General features: G+C 60.2%; 12 protein-coding genes. 6 read left to right on the top strand and 6 right to left on the bottom strand.

The features are described 5' to 3' along the window. From HP546_RS14155 to HP546_RS14145, 3 genes are all read right to left on the bottom strand, one after another. Nucleotides 1-495: ABC transporter permease (locus HP546_RS14155; protein WP_172226215.1), on the bottom strand; the 495-nt coding region annotated here is incomplete at its 3' end. Then, nucleotides 492-1,424, bottom strand: a complete 933-nt coding sequence (locus tag HP546_RS14150; RefSeq protein ID WP_172226212.1) for an ABC transporter ATP-binding protein — start codon at nt 1,422-1,424, stop codon at nt 492-494. The genes HP546_RS14150 and HP546_RS14155, both read right to left, overlap by 4 nt. 145 nt (nt 1,425-1,569) lie before the next feature. Beyond that, a complete protein-coding gene (locus HP546_RS14145; RefSeq protein WP_172226209.1) occupies nt 1,570-2,193 on the bottom strand; it encodes a glutathione S-transferase in 624 nt (207 codons plus the stop codon). A gap of 282 nt (nt 2,194-2,475) precedes the next feature. On the opposite strand from HP546_RS14145, the gene HP546_RS14140 reads away from it, so the two are divergent. The 6 genes from HP546_RS14140 (at nt 2,476) to HP546_RS14115 (ending at nt 10,912) form a co-directional block, all read left to right on the top strand. Beyond that, nucleotides 2,476-4,923 (top strand): acyl-CoA dehydrogenase, encoded by a 2,448-nt coding sequence (locus tag HP546_RS14140; protein WP_172226206.1) that lies wholly within the window; start codon nt 2,476-2,478, stop codon nt 4,921-4,923. 68 nt (nt 4,924-4,991) lie between these two features. Next, on the top strand, nt 4,992-5,402 hold the full coding sequence (locus HP546_RS14135) for a PA2817 family protein (protein WP_172226203.1): 411 nt from the start codon (nt 4,992-4,994) through the stop codon (nt 5,400-5,402). 446 nt (nt 5,403-5,848) lie between these two features. Further along, nucleotides 5,849-6,394 carry a fimbrial protein gene (locus HP546_RS14130; protein ID WP_172226200.1) on the top strand — a complete coding sequence of 182 codons (546 nt, stop codon included), beginning with the start codon at nt 5,849-5,851 and terminating at the stop codon, nt 6,392-6,394. Nucleotides 6,395-6,487: 93 nt separating this feature from the next. After that, on the top strand, nt 6,488-7,243 hold the full coding sequence (locus tag HP546_RS14125) for a molecular chaperone (RefSeq protein WP_172226197.1): 756 nt from the start codon (nt 6,488-6,490) through the stop codon (nt 7,241-7,243). Nucleotides 7,244-7,274: 31 nt separating this feature from the next. Next, the gene (locus HP546_RS14120) at nt 7,275-9,770 is read left to right on the top strand and encodes a fimbria/pilus outer membrane usher protein (protein WP_172226194.1); all 2,496 of its coding nucleotides are present in this window, start codon (nt 7,275-7,277) and stop codon (nt 9,768-9,770) included. Between the two features lie 56 nt (nt 9,771-9,826). Further along, nucleotides 9,827-10,912, top strand: a complete 1,086-nt coding sequence (locus HP546_RS14115) for a fimbrial protein (protein ID WP_172226191.1) — start codon at nt 9,827-9,829, stop codon at nt 10,910-10,912. Between the two features lie 46 nt (nt 10,913-10,958). Here HP546_RS14115 and HP546_RS14110 read toward each other — a convergent pair whose 3' ends face one another. The 3 genes from HP546_RS14110 to HP546_RS14100 all read right to left on the bottom strand — a co-directional run. Next, nucleotides 10,959-14,765: an RHS repeat domain-containing protein gene (locus HP546_RS14110; protein WP_172226188.1), complete on the bottom strand. Its 3,807-nt coding sequence runs from the start codon at nt 14,763-14,765 to the stop codon at nt 10,959-10,961. Next, nucleotides 14,762-15,283 (bottom strand): hypothetical protein, encoded by a 522-nt coding sequence (locus HP546_RS14105; RefSeq protein WP_172226185.1) that lies wholly within the window; start codon nt 15,281-15,283, stop codon nt 14,762-14,764. Before HP546_RS14105 ends, HP546_RS14110 begins: the two co-directional genes overlap by 4 nt. Then, nucleotides 15,280-15,588 (bottom strand): hypothetical protein (locus tag HP546_RS14100; RefSeq protein WP_172226182.1); only part of this gene is annotated, 309 nt, incomplete at its 5' end. The genes HP546_RS14105 and HP546_RS14100, both read right to left, overlap by 4 nt.

The raw sequence follows: 15,588 nt of genomic DNA, 5'->3' as shown, positions 1-15,588 counted from the left end.
CACTGCGTTGACGAAGCCCAGCAGCGAAAAGATGGTGGCGGTCAGCAGCACCACGACCACCGTCACACCGAGGTGATGCACCTGCAAGTCGGTGAAGAACATCGACAGGATGGTCACGATCACCCCCACCGCCAAGCCACGCAGCACGCCGCCCAGCACATAGCCGACAAGGATGATGTGCGGCGACACTGGCGACACCATCAGCTCTTCGATCGAGCGTTGGAACTTGCTGCCAAAAAAACTCGACACCACGTTGCCGTACGAGTTGGTGATCACCGACATCATGATCAGCCCCGGCACGATGTACTGCATGTAGGTGAAGCCACCCATGTCGCCGATCTGCCGGCCGATCAGGTTACCGAAGATGACGAAGTACAAGACCATTGTGATCGCCGGCGGCAGCAACGTCTGCGGCCAGATACGCAAGAAGCGCCGCACCTCGCGGTAGACGATGGTATTGAGGGCGACCCAGTTGGTGCGCAGTTCCACACTCATACCGCCACCTTCGACAGGTTTTTTTCCACCAGGGACACGAACAGCTCCTCAAGTCGGTTGGTCTTGTTGCGCAGGCTCTGCACTTCGATGTTCTGCAGCGCCAGCTGGCCGAACAGCGCGGTGATGCCGATGTCCTTGTCCACCTGCACTTCCAGGCTATGCGGGGTCAGCAGCCGGCAGGGGTAACCTTGCAGCACAGGGGCGCTGGCCAGGTCCTGCTTGATGTCGAGCACGAAGGTTTCGACATGCAGCTTGCCCAGCAGTTTGCGCATGCTGGTGTTCTCGACGATGGTGCCGTGGTCGATGATCCCGATGTTGCGGCACAGCTGCTCAGCCTCCTCCAGGTAATGCGTGGTGAGGATGATGGTGATGCCCTTCTGGTTCAGCTCGGTGAGGAAGCTCCACATCGAGCGGCGCAACTCGATATCAACGCCCGCAGTAGGCTCGTCGAGGATCAGCAGGCGCGGTTCGTGGATCAGTGCGCGGGCAATCATCAAGCGACGCTTCATGCCGCCGGACAGCGAACGCGACTGCACGTCGCGCTTGTCCCACAGCCCCAGCTGGGTCAGGTACTGCTCGGCGCGCTCCTTGGCCAGCTTGGGCGGGATGCCGTAGTAGCCGGCCTGGGTGACGACGATGTCGAAGGTTTTCTCGAACTGGTTGAAGTTGAACTCTTGCGGCACCACGCCCAGGCAGCGCTTGAGCGCCGACGGCTCGCGGTCCAGGTCGTGGCCGAACACGTTGACCGTGCCGCTGGTCTTGTTCACCAGGGTGGAGAGAATGCCGATGGTGGTGGACTTGCCGGCGCCATTAGGGCCGAGCAAGGCGAAGAAGTCGCCTTCGGCAACGTCCAGGTCGATGCCCTTGAGGGCCTGGAAACCGTTGCCGTAGGTCTTGGTCAGCTGTCGGATGGACAGGGCGGAACTCATAGCGGGTCACTTACCGAGGAAAAAGGTGCGGGACACGCCAGGCAAAGTCACTGGCGCAGTGAGTGCGGCCCATGGTGCAAGGCCGGGCCGCACAAGTACAGTCATGTGTATTGATAATGACTATCGAGGCACGCGTTGTGTTCGATCAGGTCAGTGCAGTCATCACCGCAGCCTGGTAGGCCGGGCGTGACTTGAGCCGTTCATACCAGGCTTCGAGGTGATACATGGCCGGGCGTTCGATGGGCATCTCGAACCAGGCATAGATGAAACTACCCAGTGGGATGTCGCCCATGCCGATCTGGTCACCGGACAAGTACGGTTGTGTGGCCAGGGTTTCGTCGGCGATGGCCAGCAACTGCGCGCACTGTTTGTGGGCAGCGTTGATGCCAACCCAGTCGCGCTGGTCTTGCGGGGTGCGCAGCAGGCCCCAGAACAGCGGGCGGAACGGCGCGGCGAAGGATGAGGTGGTCCAGTCCATCCACTTGTCGGCCAGGGCGCGCTGGCGCGGGTCTGCCAGGTACCAGCCCTGCTGGGCGCCGTACTCGGCGCACAAGTAGCGGACGATCGTATTGGACTCCCACAGGGTCAGGTCGCCATCTTCGAGCATCGGCACCAGGCCATTGGGGTTAAGGGCGCGGTAGTGCGGCTCGTTGACCACGCCGAAGGCGCCGCCAGCGTCGATGGATTCGAAATCAAGGCCCAGTTCGTGGGCGATCCACAGCGCCTTGCGTACATTGCTCGAATTCTTGCGGCCCCAGATCTTCAGCATGGCAACGTCCTTATGAATGCGCAGGTGGCACAGTCTACTCCAGAGTTTCGTCGCCTGTACCGGCCCGATCGCCGGCAAGCCAGCGCTCATAAGTACCACGCAAAGCTTCAACCCGTGGTGACCTGTGGGCGCTGGCTTGCCGGCGATTTGGGCAAGTACGGAAAAACAAGGATCTGAAACTCCCGCCGCCACACCCTGTCACTGTTCTGACCCTGTCGTTCCCGGCGTTGCGTCTAAGCTATCCGGGACGGCTCAAGCCCTTGGTTCCAAGGAGGACCGATTATGTTGCTGTTGTGGTTGGTAGTGCTGGTGGTCGGCGCGGCGTACCTCACGCACCGGCGCCTGGCGCCCTTGCAGATCCTGGGCACCATGGCGGCGTATGTGCTGCTGATGGGCATTTTCAGCAGTGCCCCTGGCTGGCTGCTGACGTTGATCTGGATCGTGCTGGCGCTCAAAGTCGCCTTGGTCGCGCTGCCGGACTGGCGCCGCAAGGTATTCACCGGCCCGGTGTTCAGCTGGTTTCAGCGCACCCTGCCGCCGATGTCGCAGACCGAGCGCGAAGCGATCGACGCCGGCACCGTGTGGTGGGACGGCGAGCTGTTCAGCGGTCGCCCCGACTGGCGCACCCTGCTCGCCTATCCGGCACCCAAGCTGACGGATGAAGAACAGGCCTTCATCGATGGCCCCACAGAAGCACTGTGCGCCATGGTCAGCGACTGGCAGATCGGCCAGGACATGGACCTGCCAGCCGAAGCCTGGGCGCATATCAAGGACCATGGCTTCTTCGCCCTGATCATTCCCAAGGAGTACGGCGGCAAAGGCTTTTCCGCCTACGCCCACTCGCAGGTAGCCATGAAGCTGGCCACCCGCAGCGGCGACCTCGCCTCCACGGTGATGGTGCCCAACTCGCTGGGCCCGGCCGAACTGCTGCTGCATTACGGCACCGACGAGCAGCGCAACCACTACCTGCCGCGCCTGGCCCGCGGCGATGACATCCCCTGCTTCGCCCTGACCGGCCCGCTGGCCGGCTCCGACGCCGGCGCGATGCCCGACACCGGGGTCATCTGCAAAGGCCAATGGCAGGGCGAGGAAGTCATCGGCTTGCGGCTGAACTGGGAAAAGCGCTACATCACCCTGGGCCCCGTCGCGACGCTGCTGGGGCTGGCGTTCAAGGCATACGACCCTGACCACCTGCTGGGCGAACAGGAGGAACTGGGGATCAGCCTGGCACTGATCCCCACCGACACCCCGGGTGTGGATATCGGCAAGCGTCACCTGCCCTTGGGCGCCGCGTTCATGAACGGCCCCAACAGCGGCAAGGACGTATTCGTACCGCTGGACTTCCTCATCGGCGGCCAGGCCATGCTCGGCAAGGGCTGGATGATGCTGATGAACTGCCTGTCGGTCGGCCGCTCGATCTCCCTGCCCGCAGTCGGTACCGGCGCCGCCAAGTACACCAGCCTGGTCACCGGCCAGTACGCCAACATCCGCGAGCAATTCAATGTGCCGCTGGCGGCCTTCGAAGGCATCCAGGAGTCGCTGGCTCGTATCGGCGGCAACGCCTGGCTGATGGACAGCGCACGCCTGCTCACGGCCAAGGCCGTGGACCTGGGCGAAAAGCCCTCGGTACTGTCGGCGATCCTCAAGTACCACCTCACCGAGCGCGGCCGCGAATGCATCCAGCACGCCATGGACGTGCATGGCGGCAAGGGCATCATCATGGGCCCGAACAACTACCTGGGGCGCAACTGGCAAGGGGCGCCGATCTTCATCACCGTCGAAGGCGCGAACATCCTCTCGCGCAACCTGATGATCTTCGGCCAGGGCGCCATCCGCTGCCACCCGTTCGTGCTCAAGGAAATGGCCCTGGCCGGGCGCGAAGACCGTGAGCAGGCGTTGCGCGAGTTTGACGACTTGCTGATGAAGCACATCATGTTCGCCGCCGGCAACGCTGCCAGCACGCTGGTGCTGAACCTGGGCCTGGGTCGCCTGGAGCGCGTGCCCGGTGATGCCTTGAGCCAGGGCTACTTCCGCGCGCTCAACCGCCAGGCTGCCGCCTTCGCGATGATGGCCGACCTGTCGATGATGCTGCTGGGCGGCGCGCTCAAGCGCCGCGAACGCCTCAGTGCCCGCCTGGGTGATGTGCTGAGCTACCTGTACCTTGCTAGCGCTGCGCTCAAGCGCTACCACGACCTGGGCTCCCCTGAACACCTGCAGCCGCTGTTGCGCTGGGCCATGGAAGAAAGCCTGGGCCAGGCCGAGCGGGCGCTGGACCGCCTGCTCGACAACTTCCCCAACCGCCTCGTCGGCTGCTCGCTGCGGGTGCTGGTGTTCCCCTTCGGCCGTCGCCATACCGGCCCCTGCGATGAACTGGATGCCGAAGTGGCAGAGCTGATTGGCCGTCGCAAGGGCGACCCGGCGCTGGAAGAACTGCTGGCGGGCTGCTATCGCCCGCAGGGCGAAGATGACCCGGTTGCAGCCTTGCAAAGGGCCAGCGACCTGCTGGACGATGCGGCGCCAACAGGTAAAGCATTGCACCAGGCCATCAAAGAAGGAAAAGTACAGCCTGCACCTGGCCAGTCCGCCATCGACGCCGCCGTCGAGGCCGGCGTGCTGCAGCCGGGCGAAGGCCAGCGCCTGCACGAGGCCGAACAGGCGCGCCGCAAGGTGATCGATGTCGATGCCTTCGACAAGGCGCAGCTGCTACCTGAACCGGGCAAAGTGCGCTGACCCTTCGCGGGCAACGGGGGGCGGCGTATACTCCGCCCCCCGTTTCAGCCATACCGAGGACCCATTCCATGGCCACCCCCCACCTGGAATATCACCTGCAACTGCTCCAGCACCTGCGCACCATCCTGGTGGCACTGGGTGAAGCAGAGCAGGTGCCAGAAGAAAGCCACGCCCTGTTCCTCGAACGCTTCGACGAACTGCTCACGCTGCTGCCACAGGACCCGCTGGCAAGCCAGTACCTGGGCCAGGACCTGATCTGCCAGGTGATCCAGCGCTACCCGCAGATTGCCCATCTGGTCCCGCGTGACTTGTTGTGGTTCTTTGCCGGCGACTGCCTGCACTTCATGCCGGATGATGAGCTGGCGCTCTACCAGCAACTGGAAGAGCGTCGCTATGAGGCCGAACAGGCCGATGAACCTTTTGACTGGCACCAGGAAAAACAACTGCTGAGTTTCAATGGCGGCGACAGCTCGCACTAGCAACCTTTCCCCGACGCCTCGACCCTGCACCGCGAGGCGTCTGCACCTTCTCGGCACCGCGCCACCTCTGCCTTGTCGCCAGCACACAACTGTTCTCCTGCGCTCGCCCGCCGCTCCCCCGCTTGCCCCTCTTACTTGCAATTACGTTATGCCCTCTGACGGTAACGCATCCCAATCATAATTCAGAAAACACTTATTGCACCCACAGCACTCAACGCAGCATCGGTAAATATCCGCCACCACACACAGAAAATACAACAGTAAATAACCCCGCCCCCTATACATAAATAAATAACAAATAAACGGCTTAAATTCCCATTGAAATAAACCAAGTACCATCAATAGAATCAGCGCCGAAGCGCAGCAGTGGCAATGCATAACGCCCCACATATAGCCGTGACTTCAGCAGTACTCCATCACAACTTGACTCAGGAATTATCGAACCCATGAAACAATCCCTCGTGGCACTTTCGCTCGGCCTGCTTACCCTCACCGCAGGCACTTCGGCTTTCGCCAGCACCAGCACCCTGAATTTCGAAGGCCGCATTACCGCCGACGGCTGCCCGATTGAAATCGTCAATCCTGGTGACAACAGTCCCGTCAGCGCTATCCGCCTGGGTGACGTGCCAGCCAGCAAGTTCGAGAACGTGGGTGAAGAATATGTTGGCAAACGCTTCGATCTGGTAATTCGCGATGGGGCCAAATGCGGCTTCGCTGACAACAGCGCTACCGTCACCTTCACCGGTACCGCCGATCCAAGCGGTGACTACTTCGCGGTGACAGGAGGCTCTGACGGCGCAAAAGGTGTGGCCATTTCGCTGCGTGATAAAGACAGCAAAGTCATCAAGCCCGGCATCGCCACTGATGCGTATGATCTGAATAACACTGATGAAACGCGCCTGTCGTTTAACGCCTACTACCGCTCCATTGCGCCTACGGTGACCGCTGGCACAGCCTCTGCGATGGTGACCTTCACCGTCGATATCATCTGATAGAAAGCTCGCCCGGCCTGGCCTGGCGTGTCACTTCGCTTCGTTGCATCACCCAGGCGTCCTCGACGTCTGGGTCCCAAAGGAACCTCCTTCATGCCCGGCTTATTTCCAGCGGCGGCATGCCTGCGTCCGTTCATGGGCGCCTGCATGGCCATATTGCTGTACACCTTGCCCATTACCAGTGCCCAGGCGGCGTTGGCCTTGAACAATACCCGACTGGTGTTCCACAGTGACAAGCGCAATACAACGGTGGTCGTGCGCAATCCCAGCACGCAGACATATGCCGTGCAGACGTGGATCAACACCAGTGCCGATGACAATACAACCGCCGTACCGTTTCTGCCAGCACCACAGTTGTTCAAATTGCCACCCGGCAAAGAGCAGCTTGTGCAAATCAATGGACTACCTCGCACACTGCCCGACGATCGCGAGTCGCTGTTTTTCCTCAATGTTCAGGAAATACCCGAAGCCAGTGACGCGCCTGGCAACACCCTCAACATTGCGATGCGAACCCGCATCAAGATGTTTTATCGACCGCAGCAACTGAAAGGTTCGTCCACCAGCCAATTGAAATCCCTGAAGTTTTCATTGATAGAAAAAAACGGTAAGCCCTATTTGCGGGTTGATAACCCCTCACCGTTTCATGTCACCTTCATTCGCCTGAACGTGCATGGCCCAGGGCAGCAACACAAACTAAGGAACACCGCCATGGTAGCGCCCTTCGCTGCACAGGATTACCCCGTTGACGGTATTGCCCGAACCGCCGGCTTGCGCGCCGAATTTTCCGTTATCAATGACTACGGTGGATATACCACCCCGCTGACTTCACCTATTCATTTGCCCAACTAGGGCCGGCCTCGCAGCAACAAAGGACATCACCATGTTCCTCCCCTCACTACGCTGGTGCATTTCGCACAGCCCGCGCAGCGCACTGTTGCGCGTGTTGGGTGGCTCGGCCTTGCTCGCACTGCCGTGCGCACACGCAGACTCAGGGTTCCAGAGCGGCTTCCTGCGCCAGGTACCGGGCCAGCCTGAAGAGGTTGGCGTCTGGTCCCTGAGCAAACTCACCAGCGATCAGGCACTGGCGCCTGGCGTTTACCGCGTCAGCGTGCAGGTCAACCTCGAACCGGTCGGTCAACATGAGCTCGACTTCCAGCCGAACCCGGACGGCGAACTGCAACCTTGCCTTGCCGCAAAGCTGCTCGGGGAATGGGGCCTGCGCCTGGAAGCGCTGGCCAACCCGGATGATCAGAGCAAAGATTGCCTGGACCTCACGGCAGTGGTGCCGGGCGCGCAAGTCATCTTTTCACCGGGGGAGCTGCACTTGGGCATTTCAATCCCCCAGATCGCAATGCGCCGAGACAGCGCCGGGCAGGTCGACCCGTCTCGCTGGGAAAGCGGTATCAATGCCGCCTTCATCAGCTACCAAGCGTCGACCCTGCAAGGCAACAATCGCTACGCAGGCCGCTTCAACAGTGGCGACCTGTACCTGAACACTGGCGTCAATCTAGGCGAGTGGCGCCTGCGCAGCACACAATCCTGGCGCCACGACAGCCAGGGCGGGCGTGAATGGACCAGAGTGCAAACTTTCGCTCAGCGGGATATTCCGGGTACCCGTGCCAATCTGACCCTTGGCGAAACTTTCACCGACAGCGACGTGTTTCGCTCAGTCCCGATCTCGGGTATGCGTGTGGCGTCTGACATGAGCATGCTGGCCGACAATCAGCGCGGTTACGCCCCCATCATTCGCGGGGTAGCGCAAAGCCGGGCAAAGGTCGAGGTCTGGCAGAATGGCTATCCGATCTATTCGACATACGTCAGCGCCGGGCCCTATGCCATCGACGATCTCAGCACAGCAGGCAGTGGCGAGCTGGAAGTCGTCCTGACCGAGGCCGATGGCCAGGTACGGCGGTTCATACAGCCATTCTCGACCATCAACAGCCTGATGCGACCGGGTGTCTGGCGCTACAGTGCAACCTTGGGGCGCTACAATCCTTCTTCTCGACTCGACACCCCCCTGCTCTGGCAGGGCACACTGGCACTTGGCACCCAGTGGAACACCACCCTTTACGGCGGGTTGATGGCAAGTGAGTTCTACCGCGCGGGCAACTTGGGCCTGAGCAAGGACCTCGGCAACTTTGGGGCGCTGGCCTTCGACGTTACTCAGGCATTCAGCACAATAGACAACACCCATGAGCGCGATGTGCAGGGTACGAGCTACGCACTGAAGTACGGTAAAGCGTTCACTAGCAATACCAACTTGCGTTTCGCAGGTTACCGCTATTCGACACAAGGTTACCGTGACTTCGATGAGGCGCTGCGCCAGCGCAGCAATGACGCAAAGTTCAGCGGCGGCCGCCGTAGTCGGCTGGAGGCATCTGTGCACCAGAGCCTGGGCAGGAGCAGTTCGATGACCCTCACCTTGTCACAACAGGACTACTGGCAGCGCAGTGCTAGCCAGCGGCAATATCAGTTCAATTTCAACACCCATCACCGCGGTGTCAGTTACAGCCTGTTCGCCTCACAGTCATTGGCCGACCGCTACGGCAGCGATCGCCAGTTCGGCCTGAGCGTGTCGATGCCATTGCATTTCGGCCGCCCCCTCAATGCCTCTTTCGGCCTGCAGCACAACGCCAGAGGCCACAGCCAACGCGCTACGCTCAGCGGCAATGACACCGAACGCGCACTCAGCTACAGCGCCAGCCTCAGCCGTGACGAAAGCGACCGTAAAACTGCGGCCCTGTCCCTCGGCCACCAGGCGCCCTACGCAAGCTTGAGTGGTGGTATTACCGAGGGCAGCGTTTATCGCAGCCTGTCGTTGAATGCCAGTGGCGCTGTGCTGCTGCACGCGGATGGGCTGGCATTCGGTCGCTACCTGGGTGATACCGCAGCCTTGGTCGAAGTCCCCGGCGTGGCCGATGTCGGCCTGCAGAACGCGGTCGGCACCCGCACCGATGCGCACGGCTATGCACTGCTGCCCCACCTGCAACCTTACAGGGCCAACGCGATCGTGCTGGAAACCGACCGCCTGGACCCTGATGTGCAAATCGACAATGGCACCGCACAAGTGGTGCCACGGCGAGGTGCAGTGGTGAAACGACGCTTTGAGGCCAGCCGCGTCTCGCGCCTGGTGCTGACCCTGCACGGCGCGGGCGGCCAGCCCCTGCCCTTTGGTGCCCAGGTGCTGGGTAAAGACGGCGAGCCGATCGGCATGGTTGGGCAAGCCGGCGTAGTCATGCTCACCAGCCCGAGTGTGGATCACCCCTTGCTGGTGAGCTGGGGCGACCAGCCCGAGGCCAGTTGCCAGCTAAACGTCGACCCGCTGGCCGCTCCGCTGGTCGACGGTTATCGCCTGCAAACCCTCACCTGTATCTAGCAAATCAATCGCACGGCAGCCTCGCAAGTGGCTGCCCTACGCGCTTCAGGAAAGCCATGAAAGACATCAAGAAAAACCTGCGCCGAGCCTTGCTGATGGCGCTGGTCTGGCCAGCAGCTCAGGCTATGGCAACGTCCGACCGAGACGAGCGGTGCTGGTTCGACCCCCTGCGCAGCGCCGGGATCATGCAATATGAACGGGACCTGGGCACCCTCTACGTCCCGCGCGACGCGCGGATCGGCAGAACGATCGCCACTTTCGGATCAACGTCTCTTCCTGACAGAAACCTTTTGGTCCTTACCTGTGATCCCAAGGGCAAGCGAATCAACTTCGACATGGCAGCCTCCTTCGGTGTTCACCCCCCCATAGCCACTGTTGACAGCCACCTTTCGGATGCGCCTATCCTGAACACCAGCATCCCAGGCGTCGGCGCAATCATAATGATGGGGCTTCCGTTTCAGGGGGGAACCGACCAATTCAACCCGGAACCTTCACCCTATGTGCCATTCACCTCCTGGTACGAGCAAGTGAGGTTGGCCCCCGTCGAGATGTTCTTTTTTAACCACACTCTCACCTTGGTCAAGACGGGCGACTTGTCACCTGGGATCCATGTAGTGGACGGCCCACTGATCACTGGCCACGTGGATACCGGCCTGGGCAAGGTACTCGAATTCAGCCTGCGGGCATCGATCATCCAGACCCAGTGCGATGTACTCGCTGCGACCAGCGCCTTACCGGTGGATCTCGGCGAATGGAACACCAAAGACTTCACCGGCCCGGGCTTCACCACGACCGCGAAGCCTTTCCGGATTCGCTTGAGCAATTGCCAGGTGGATAGCGATCCGGACAATGAGACGTTGGCCACCATCGAGCTCCATGGCATCAATGGTTCAAAGCCAGTAGGCCCCGCGGGAGAACACGTGTTCAGCCTGACCGACGACTCCGATGCACGCGGCGTGGGCATCCAGATGCTCTACGCCGGGAAGCCGATGCAACTGGGCACGGAGCACGAACTGATACCCTTGAAGAAGGGCGAGGTACCCTTGGACTTCGAGGCTCGCTTCTATCAGCTGGAGGCGAGCGGCGCAGTAGGTGCTGGCCTTGCCAAAGGGGCCCTGAACTTTACCATTCGCTACCGCTAGCAAAACAAGGCCGGCCATGACACCGGCCTTGCTTCAGCGTAAGCCCTCAGCCAGATGAGGTCGCGGACAGGACGTTCTCGGGGTCGTAATGATAGAGGCAGTGTTCACCTGTGGAGGTCTCGACCCCCAGCAGGCGGTTGAGTGAGTCATAGATCAACACCCGGCCTTGCTCATCCCTGGTCAAATTGCCATTCAAGTCGTACTCCAGTTCGACAGGCGACAGCGGGGCAGGTGGGACGATTCTGGTCAGTTGCGCCGGGTCGGCGATATTGGTGAACTCGTACCGCGTTAGCTGTGGGCGGGCTTCCTCCGGGCTCTGGGTGCTGACCGAGATGATGTTGTCGACCGCATCGAAGCCGAACGTCTGGCGGGCAATAACCTTACCGGAGGGGTCGACAGGCGCCGCGGGGCCCGTGCAGGTGTAGTTCTGCAGCCGACCACGCCGATCATACTGGTATGTTTCGTGACGCAGCAGCTTGAGGTAGCTTGGGTCAGCTTTCTTGTCGAGCTCTTCCAGGATTCGATAGTTCAGGCAATCGAACTGGTCATAATCCTGCTTGAGGGTTTGCAGGGTGTCGCCAAAATCGAAGGTACGGAGTATCTCTCTGTCGAACTCGTCATATTCAAGCCGGGTGGTCAACGCCTGCCCCGTCACGACATCCTGCGTGGAGTAGGACGCCATGCGCCCCTGCTCGTCATACTCGAACGTCGATATCAGCAACAACTGCTGCGCTGCCGGTTCACGACGCATTCGGTAGCGGGAGTTCGCAGCCACCGGCGCGCTCAACGTAGTTTTCACCAGGCGGCCGAAGTCGTCATACTCGTAGCACTGCATCTGGTTCAGCACGTCCAGGTAACCGCGCAGGCGACTGCGGTAGCTGTAGTCGTAAACCATGGTGAAGGCTTCACCCTCCACGGTCCGCGTCTCTGTCCGGACCTCACCATTGCCGAGGAAGTAGTCTCGGTCCATGAGATAACGGGTGCCATCGTCAGCACTGTTCTCTTCGCAATGCCTCAGCCTGGCGTTTTTAGGGTCGTAGTCATATTGCGCGGTTTTTCCGGCCAATACCCGCCTTACCGGCTCCTCACTGAGCGAGGGGTCATACTGGTATTCGATCACCCTGCCGTCAGCCGCTCGCACCCTGCACGGTTGCCGTTCGCCCGGGGCGAACTCGAACACCTGTCGCCGTCCGCCTGTCGTCGCCATGATGCGCCGCTCGAGGCCATCGAATTTCTGCAGACCGAGCAAACGCGCCGTCGCCTCGGAACTACCCACGCTGATGCTTTCAGGCAGGTCATTGCGACTATGAAAGGCGTACGTACGATAAACCTTGTTGGTACGGTCCGGCAGGCCATGTTCTAGAACACGGTCAAAAACGTCATAGCGATATTGGTCGATGCGCTGGCCGGTACCGCTCCCGCGTTTTTCCGCGCTGAGGCGACCGAGGCCGTCGTACTCATTGACCTGCAGGCTGACCACAGTACTGCCGTCGAGGGCAAAACGCTCGATCCGCGACGGTTTTTCAAACAGGTTTTGCCAAGTTTCGGTGATACCGCTACAGCGTACTCCACCCACTTCTCGCCAGGTGCGATGCACCGGGCCATCCTTGCTTGCCACCTGATCGACTTCCTCGACCTCGGTCACACCCTCGGGCAGCGTGACACTGTACTGCTGACCCCAGTCGTCGTAGTGGTAGGTGCTGGTCAACTCGAGCAGGCGATCACCCAGCCAATCGATCTCTGTTTCCTTCGACAGCTGGCCGAGCTCGTCGTATTGCGCGCGATAAATAGGCCGGGATGCACCGGCGAACGTGGCGCTGTCCCGGTCTTCACGCTCTTCGAAGACCGGGCGACTGAGGCCGTCGAACAGGGTATGGGTCTCTACCTGCTTGACATCGGACGCCCATTGCTGAGCCTGCTCGTTGTCGTAAGCGCACAGGAAATACTTGTACCGACGGTAAGCCTCGGTTGGCTTGCCTAGCGCAACGATTTCAACAATCACTCGGCGCAAAGCATCGTATTCATAGCGGATTTCGACATCGTTATCGTCCCGATTGAGCACCGGCTCACCCGTTTCAAGGCCATGCTGCAAGATAATGGTCTTGGTTTCGCCGTCAAAACCTACCTGCGTTTGCAGGGTCTGCAATGCACGCGTGTCGTCAGGCAGGCTGTAAACGTAATGCGTTGCGGTGTCGAGCGCCTTGCCCGGCTCGTCGCCCGGGTAACTCAGGGTCTGCAACTGCACTCGACCATAGCTGAATGGCTCGGCAGGGGCGTCGAAATACACCCTGGCGACTTTTTCGTGGAATTCGCCAGGCTGTGCGCCAGGCTCGCTCAGTGTCTCGACATCGACCAACCGCCAGGCTTTCTTCAGATAGCCGCCCAGCGGCATCAACTGCCTGTACTGGTACTGCTGGATCAAGGTACGCGCACTGCCCTGCCCTGTAGCTGCAGGCTTCACCTCCCTGGATTTCAGGTTGCGCACGAAACCGTGCGGGTCCCCTTCCTCTGCGCCCTGATACCAGACATTGGTCTCAAGCACCTTGTTCGGCAGTAACCGAGTCAGCACATTACCGTGGGTATCGTAGGTTGTCGCCTGCGTTTCTTCGCGCTGCTTCAAAGGGTTGCTGACCAGTGACCAGCGTTGGGTTTCCTGGTGGGGCAACTGGAAGAAAGGCGGCTGCTGATCGAACGAACCGTCCACTTCCCCATAGACGCTGAACGCCTGCAGCCGTTTGTCTCCCTGAACGGTGTCCTGGTCGGTCAGCAGATGAAAACGGTTGAACGTACGCGTGATCGAGCGCACGGTTCTACCCTGCACTTCATGGCGCTCAACGGTCTGGTAGGTATACCCCTTGTCTACCCGGTAAAGGTTGTCCAGGCCTTCATCAGACCAAGGAACCGTACTGCCGCCACCGATGAAATTGTGCGCGTCGGGGTATTCATAGCGCACCACGCTGGCAGGCTGGCCAAAACCTGGCAGCGTTTCGTGAAGGGTGACCCGTGGCAGATTTGCCCGGTTGGCGCTGGGCGGGAACTGGTGCCCGGCGTCCTCGTGAAAAATCCGCTCGTGGCCGCCAAAAGGCGTACGCACCTCGCTCACACAAAGGTACCCACGCACATCCCGATAGGTGAAGCGCCAACGTGCCTGGTTGGCCGTGGGCAGGGTGATCTCGCTGACCCGCAAGTCGCTGCCGCTCAAGGTCATGCCATAGCGCGCCAGCGGGTCGCCGCCCGCGCCCCCGTAGGGATAGCACAGGATTTCGACGCGGCTGTTGCCCACACGCTGCAACGTCAGCAGTGTTTCATCCTCATCCCGCACCTCACTCAGTAGCACGTGACCGTTCTGAAAAGGCGTGTATTGCAGGTACAGCACATGGCCAAGCGGCGAATGCAGTTCGATGGGCAAGGCAACCTGGCCTGCGCCCGAGCCCATCGTTTTCAGCACCTCGACCAGGCCGGAGCGATGCTCCACACGGAAACGCTCGGCACCGTCGGGGCCTGCAGGTTCCGGGTACAGGTCGAAGTGCCGCAGCTTCTGCTCGCTCATTTCCAGGCGCCCGGTAGACGAGGAGGTACCGGTAATCTTGTAAGACTCACCACTGCTCAGCGTCACGAGGTTATTGCGCACTTGCGTAAGTTGCAGATTCCAGCCTTTGCCGAACCCGGAATCCTCGTTGTTCAACGGGCTGTAGAACAACGTCAGACCGAAATCCGGGCCCTGCAGGGCGTTGCCCTTCAATGCAGGCAGTTTGATGGACATCGTATATTGACCGGTACGCGGATCGACACCGGTTTCAATATAGGCAGAGAAATTGAAAGCGTTGGAGTGCACAGCGGTGGATGCGCTCATGGTCGCTCTCCCTCTGCGACAGAGGCGGAGCCTCCTGGCGCATAGACAGTTGCGCAACTCAGCTTGCCTTCAATATTGCCGCTACTGTAGCGATCATGACTTTTAATCAGGCCCGGTTGAATGATAGTTCCTTCTTTCACGTTTACGAGATTTCGAATGTCTACCCACTTTGAGGTGGTGGGGTGCTTGATTGCCCGCACACCAAACATCCAGTCGCCCCCCGCGCAACTCAGCTCGGATGATAAATGCACGTTCGTCGTGGACGGGACATCGACGAATCTGAAGAACGTCACAACGTCATTTTTACACACGGTATCGGACATTTTATTGAATTTGTGTCCACTTTCCGGAATACCGATTGAGCATTGCCGGCCGCCAGGCCTCTGCTCGCCATCCATCTTTTGCGCAAACTCGATTCTGGGATTGAGCTGCTTGGGCAAATTCGGTTGATCGGCCCAGGCAAAGCTACACACTGAGAGCAAACAGGCGAAAACGCTGTTCAAGGTTGTTGATTTCATACCGACTCCCCCGCATTCAAGTTAACCAGGCGAATGATCGAGTCATCGCCGGCCGTTGGCCGTGAAGGCACGCTGTGCACCAATACGTTTCGATCACCGATTGTGGTGGAAGGCAGATAATCGAGTTGCACCACATGGACATGCCCCAGTGCATCATGCAACTGCACGCGTAATGGCCTGGACAGTTTCGACAGCACGTTCGGATCAACCTCACCCAGCGCACGATTCATGTTTCGGTAGTTGGCGATCACCAACAGCCCCGCTTCGTATTCCGAGCGCACCGGGCGATGGTAATCTTCCGTCCC

It is taken from the genome of Pseudomonas sp. CM25, assembly GCF_013179705.1.
In the GTDB taxonomy this organism is placed as follows: domain Bacteria; phylum Pseudomonadota; class Gammaproteobacteria; order Pseudomonadales; family Pseudomonadaceae; genus Aquipseudomonas.
The sequence above is the reverse complement of the archived record's forward strand: the minus strand, read 5'-3'. Positions and strand labels throughout refer to the sequence as shown.

Excerpts from the sequence above, each read along its gene's own strand:
- HP546_RS14150 (WP_172226212.1), bottom strand. The coding sequence starts at position 1,424 with ATGAGTTCCGCCCTGTCCATCCGACAGCTGACCAAGACCTACGGCAAC.
- HP546_RS14145 (WP_172226209.1), bottom strand. The coding sequence starts at position 2,193 with ATGCTGAAGATCTGGGGCCGCAAGAATTCGAGCAATGTACGCAAGGCG.
- HP546_RS14140 (WP_172226206.1), top strand. The coding sequence starts at position 2,476 with ATGTTGCTGTTGTGGTTGGTAGTGCTGGTGGTCGGCGCGGCGTACCTC.
- HP546_RS14135 (WP_172226203.1), top strand. The coding sequence starts at position 4,992 with ATGGCCACCCCCCACCTGGAATATCACCTGCAACTGCTCCAGCACCTG.
- HP546_RS14130 (WP_172226200.1), top strand. The coding sequence starts at position 5,849 with ATGAAACAATCCCTCGTGGCACTTTCGCTCGGCCTGCTTACCCTCACC.
- HP546_RS14125 (WP_172226197.1), top strand. The coding sequence starts at position 6,488 with ATGCCCGGCTTATTTCCAGCGGCGGCATGCCTGCGTCCGTTCATGGGC.
- HP546_RS14120 (WP_172226194.1), top strand. The coding sequence starts at position 7,275 with ATGTTCCTCCCCTCACTACGCTGGTGCATTTCGCACAGCCCGCGCAGC.
- HP546_RS14115 (WP_172226191.1), top strand. The coding sequence starts at position 9,827 with ATGAAAGACATCAAGAAAAACCTGCGCCGAGCCTTGCTGATGGCGCTG.
- HP546_RS14110 (WP_172226188.1), bottom strand. The coding sequence starts at position 14,765 with ATGAGCGCATCCACCGCTGTGCACTCCAACGCTTTCAATTTCTCTGCC.
- HP546_RS14105 (WP_172226185.1), bottom strand. The coding sequence starts at position 15,283 with ATGAAATCAACAACCTTGAACAGCGTTTTCGCCTGTTTGCTCTCAGTG.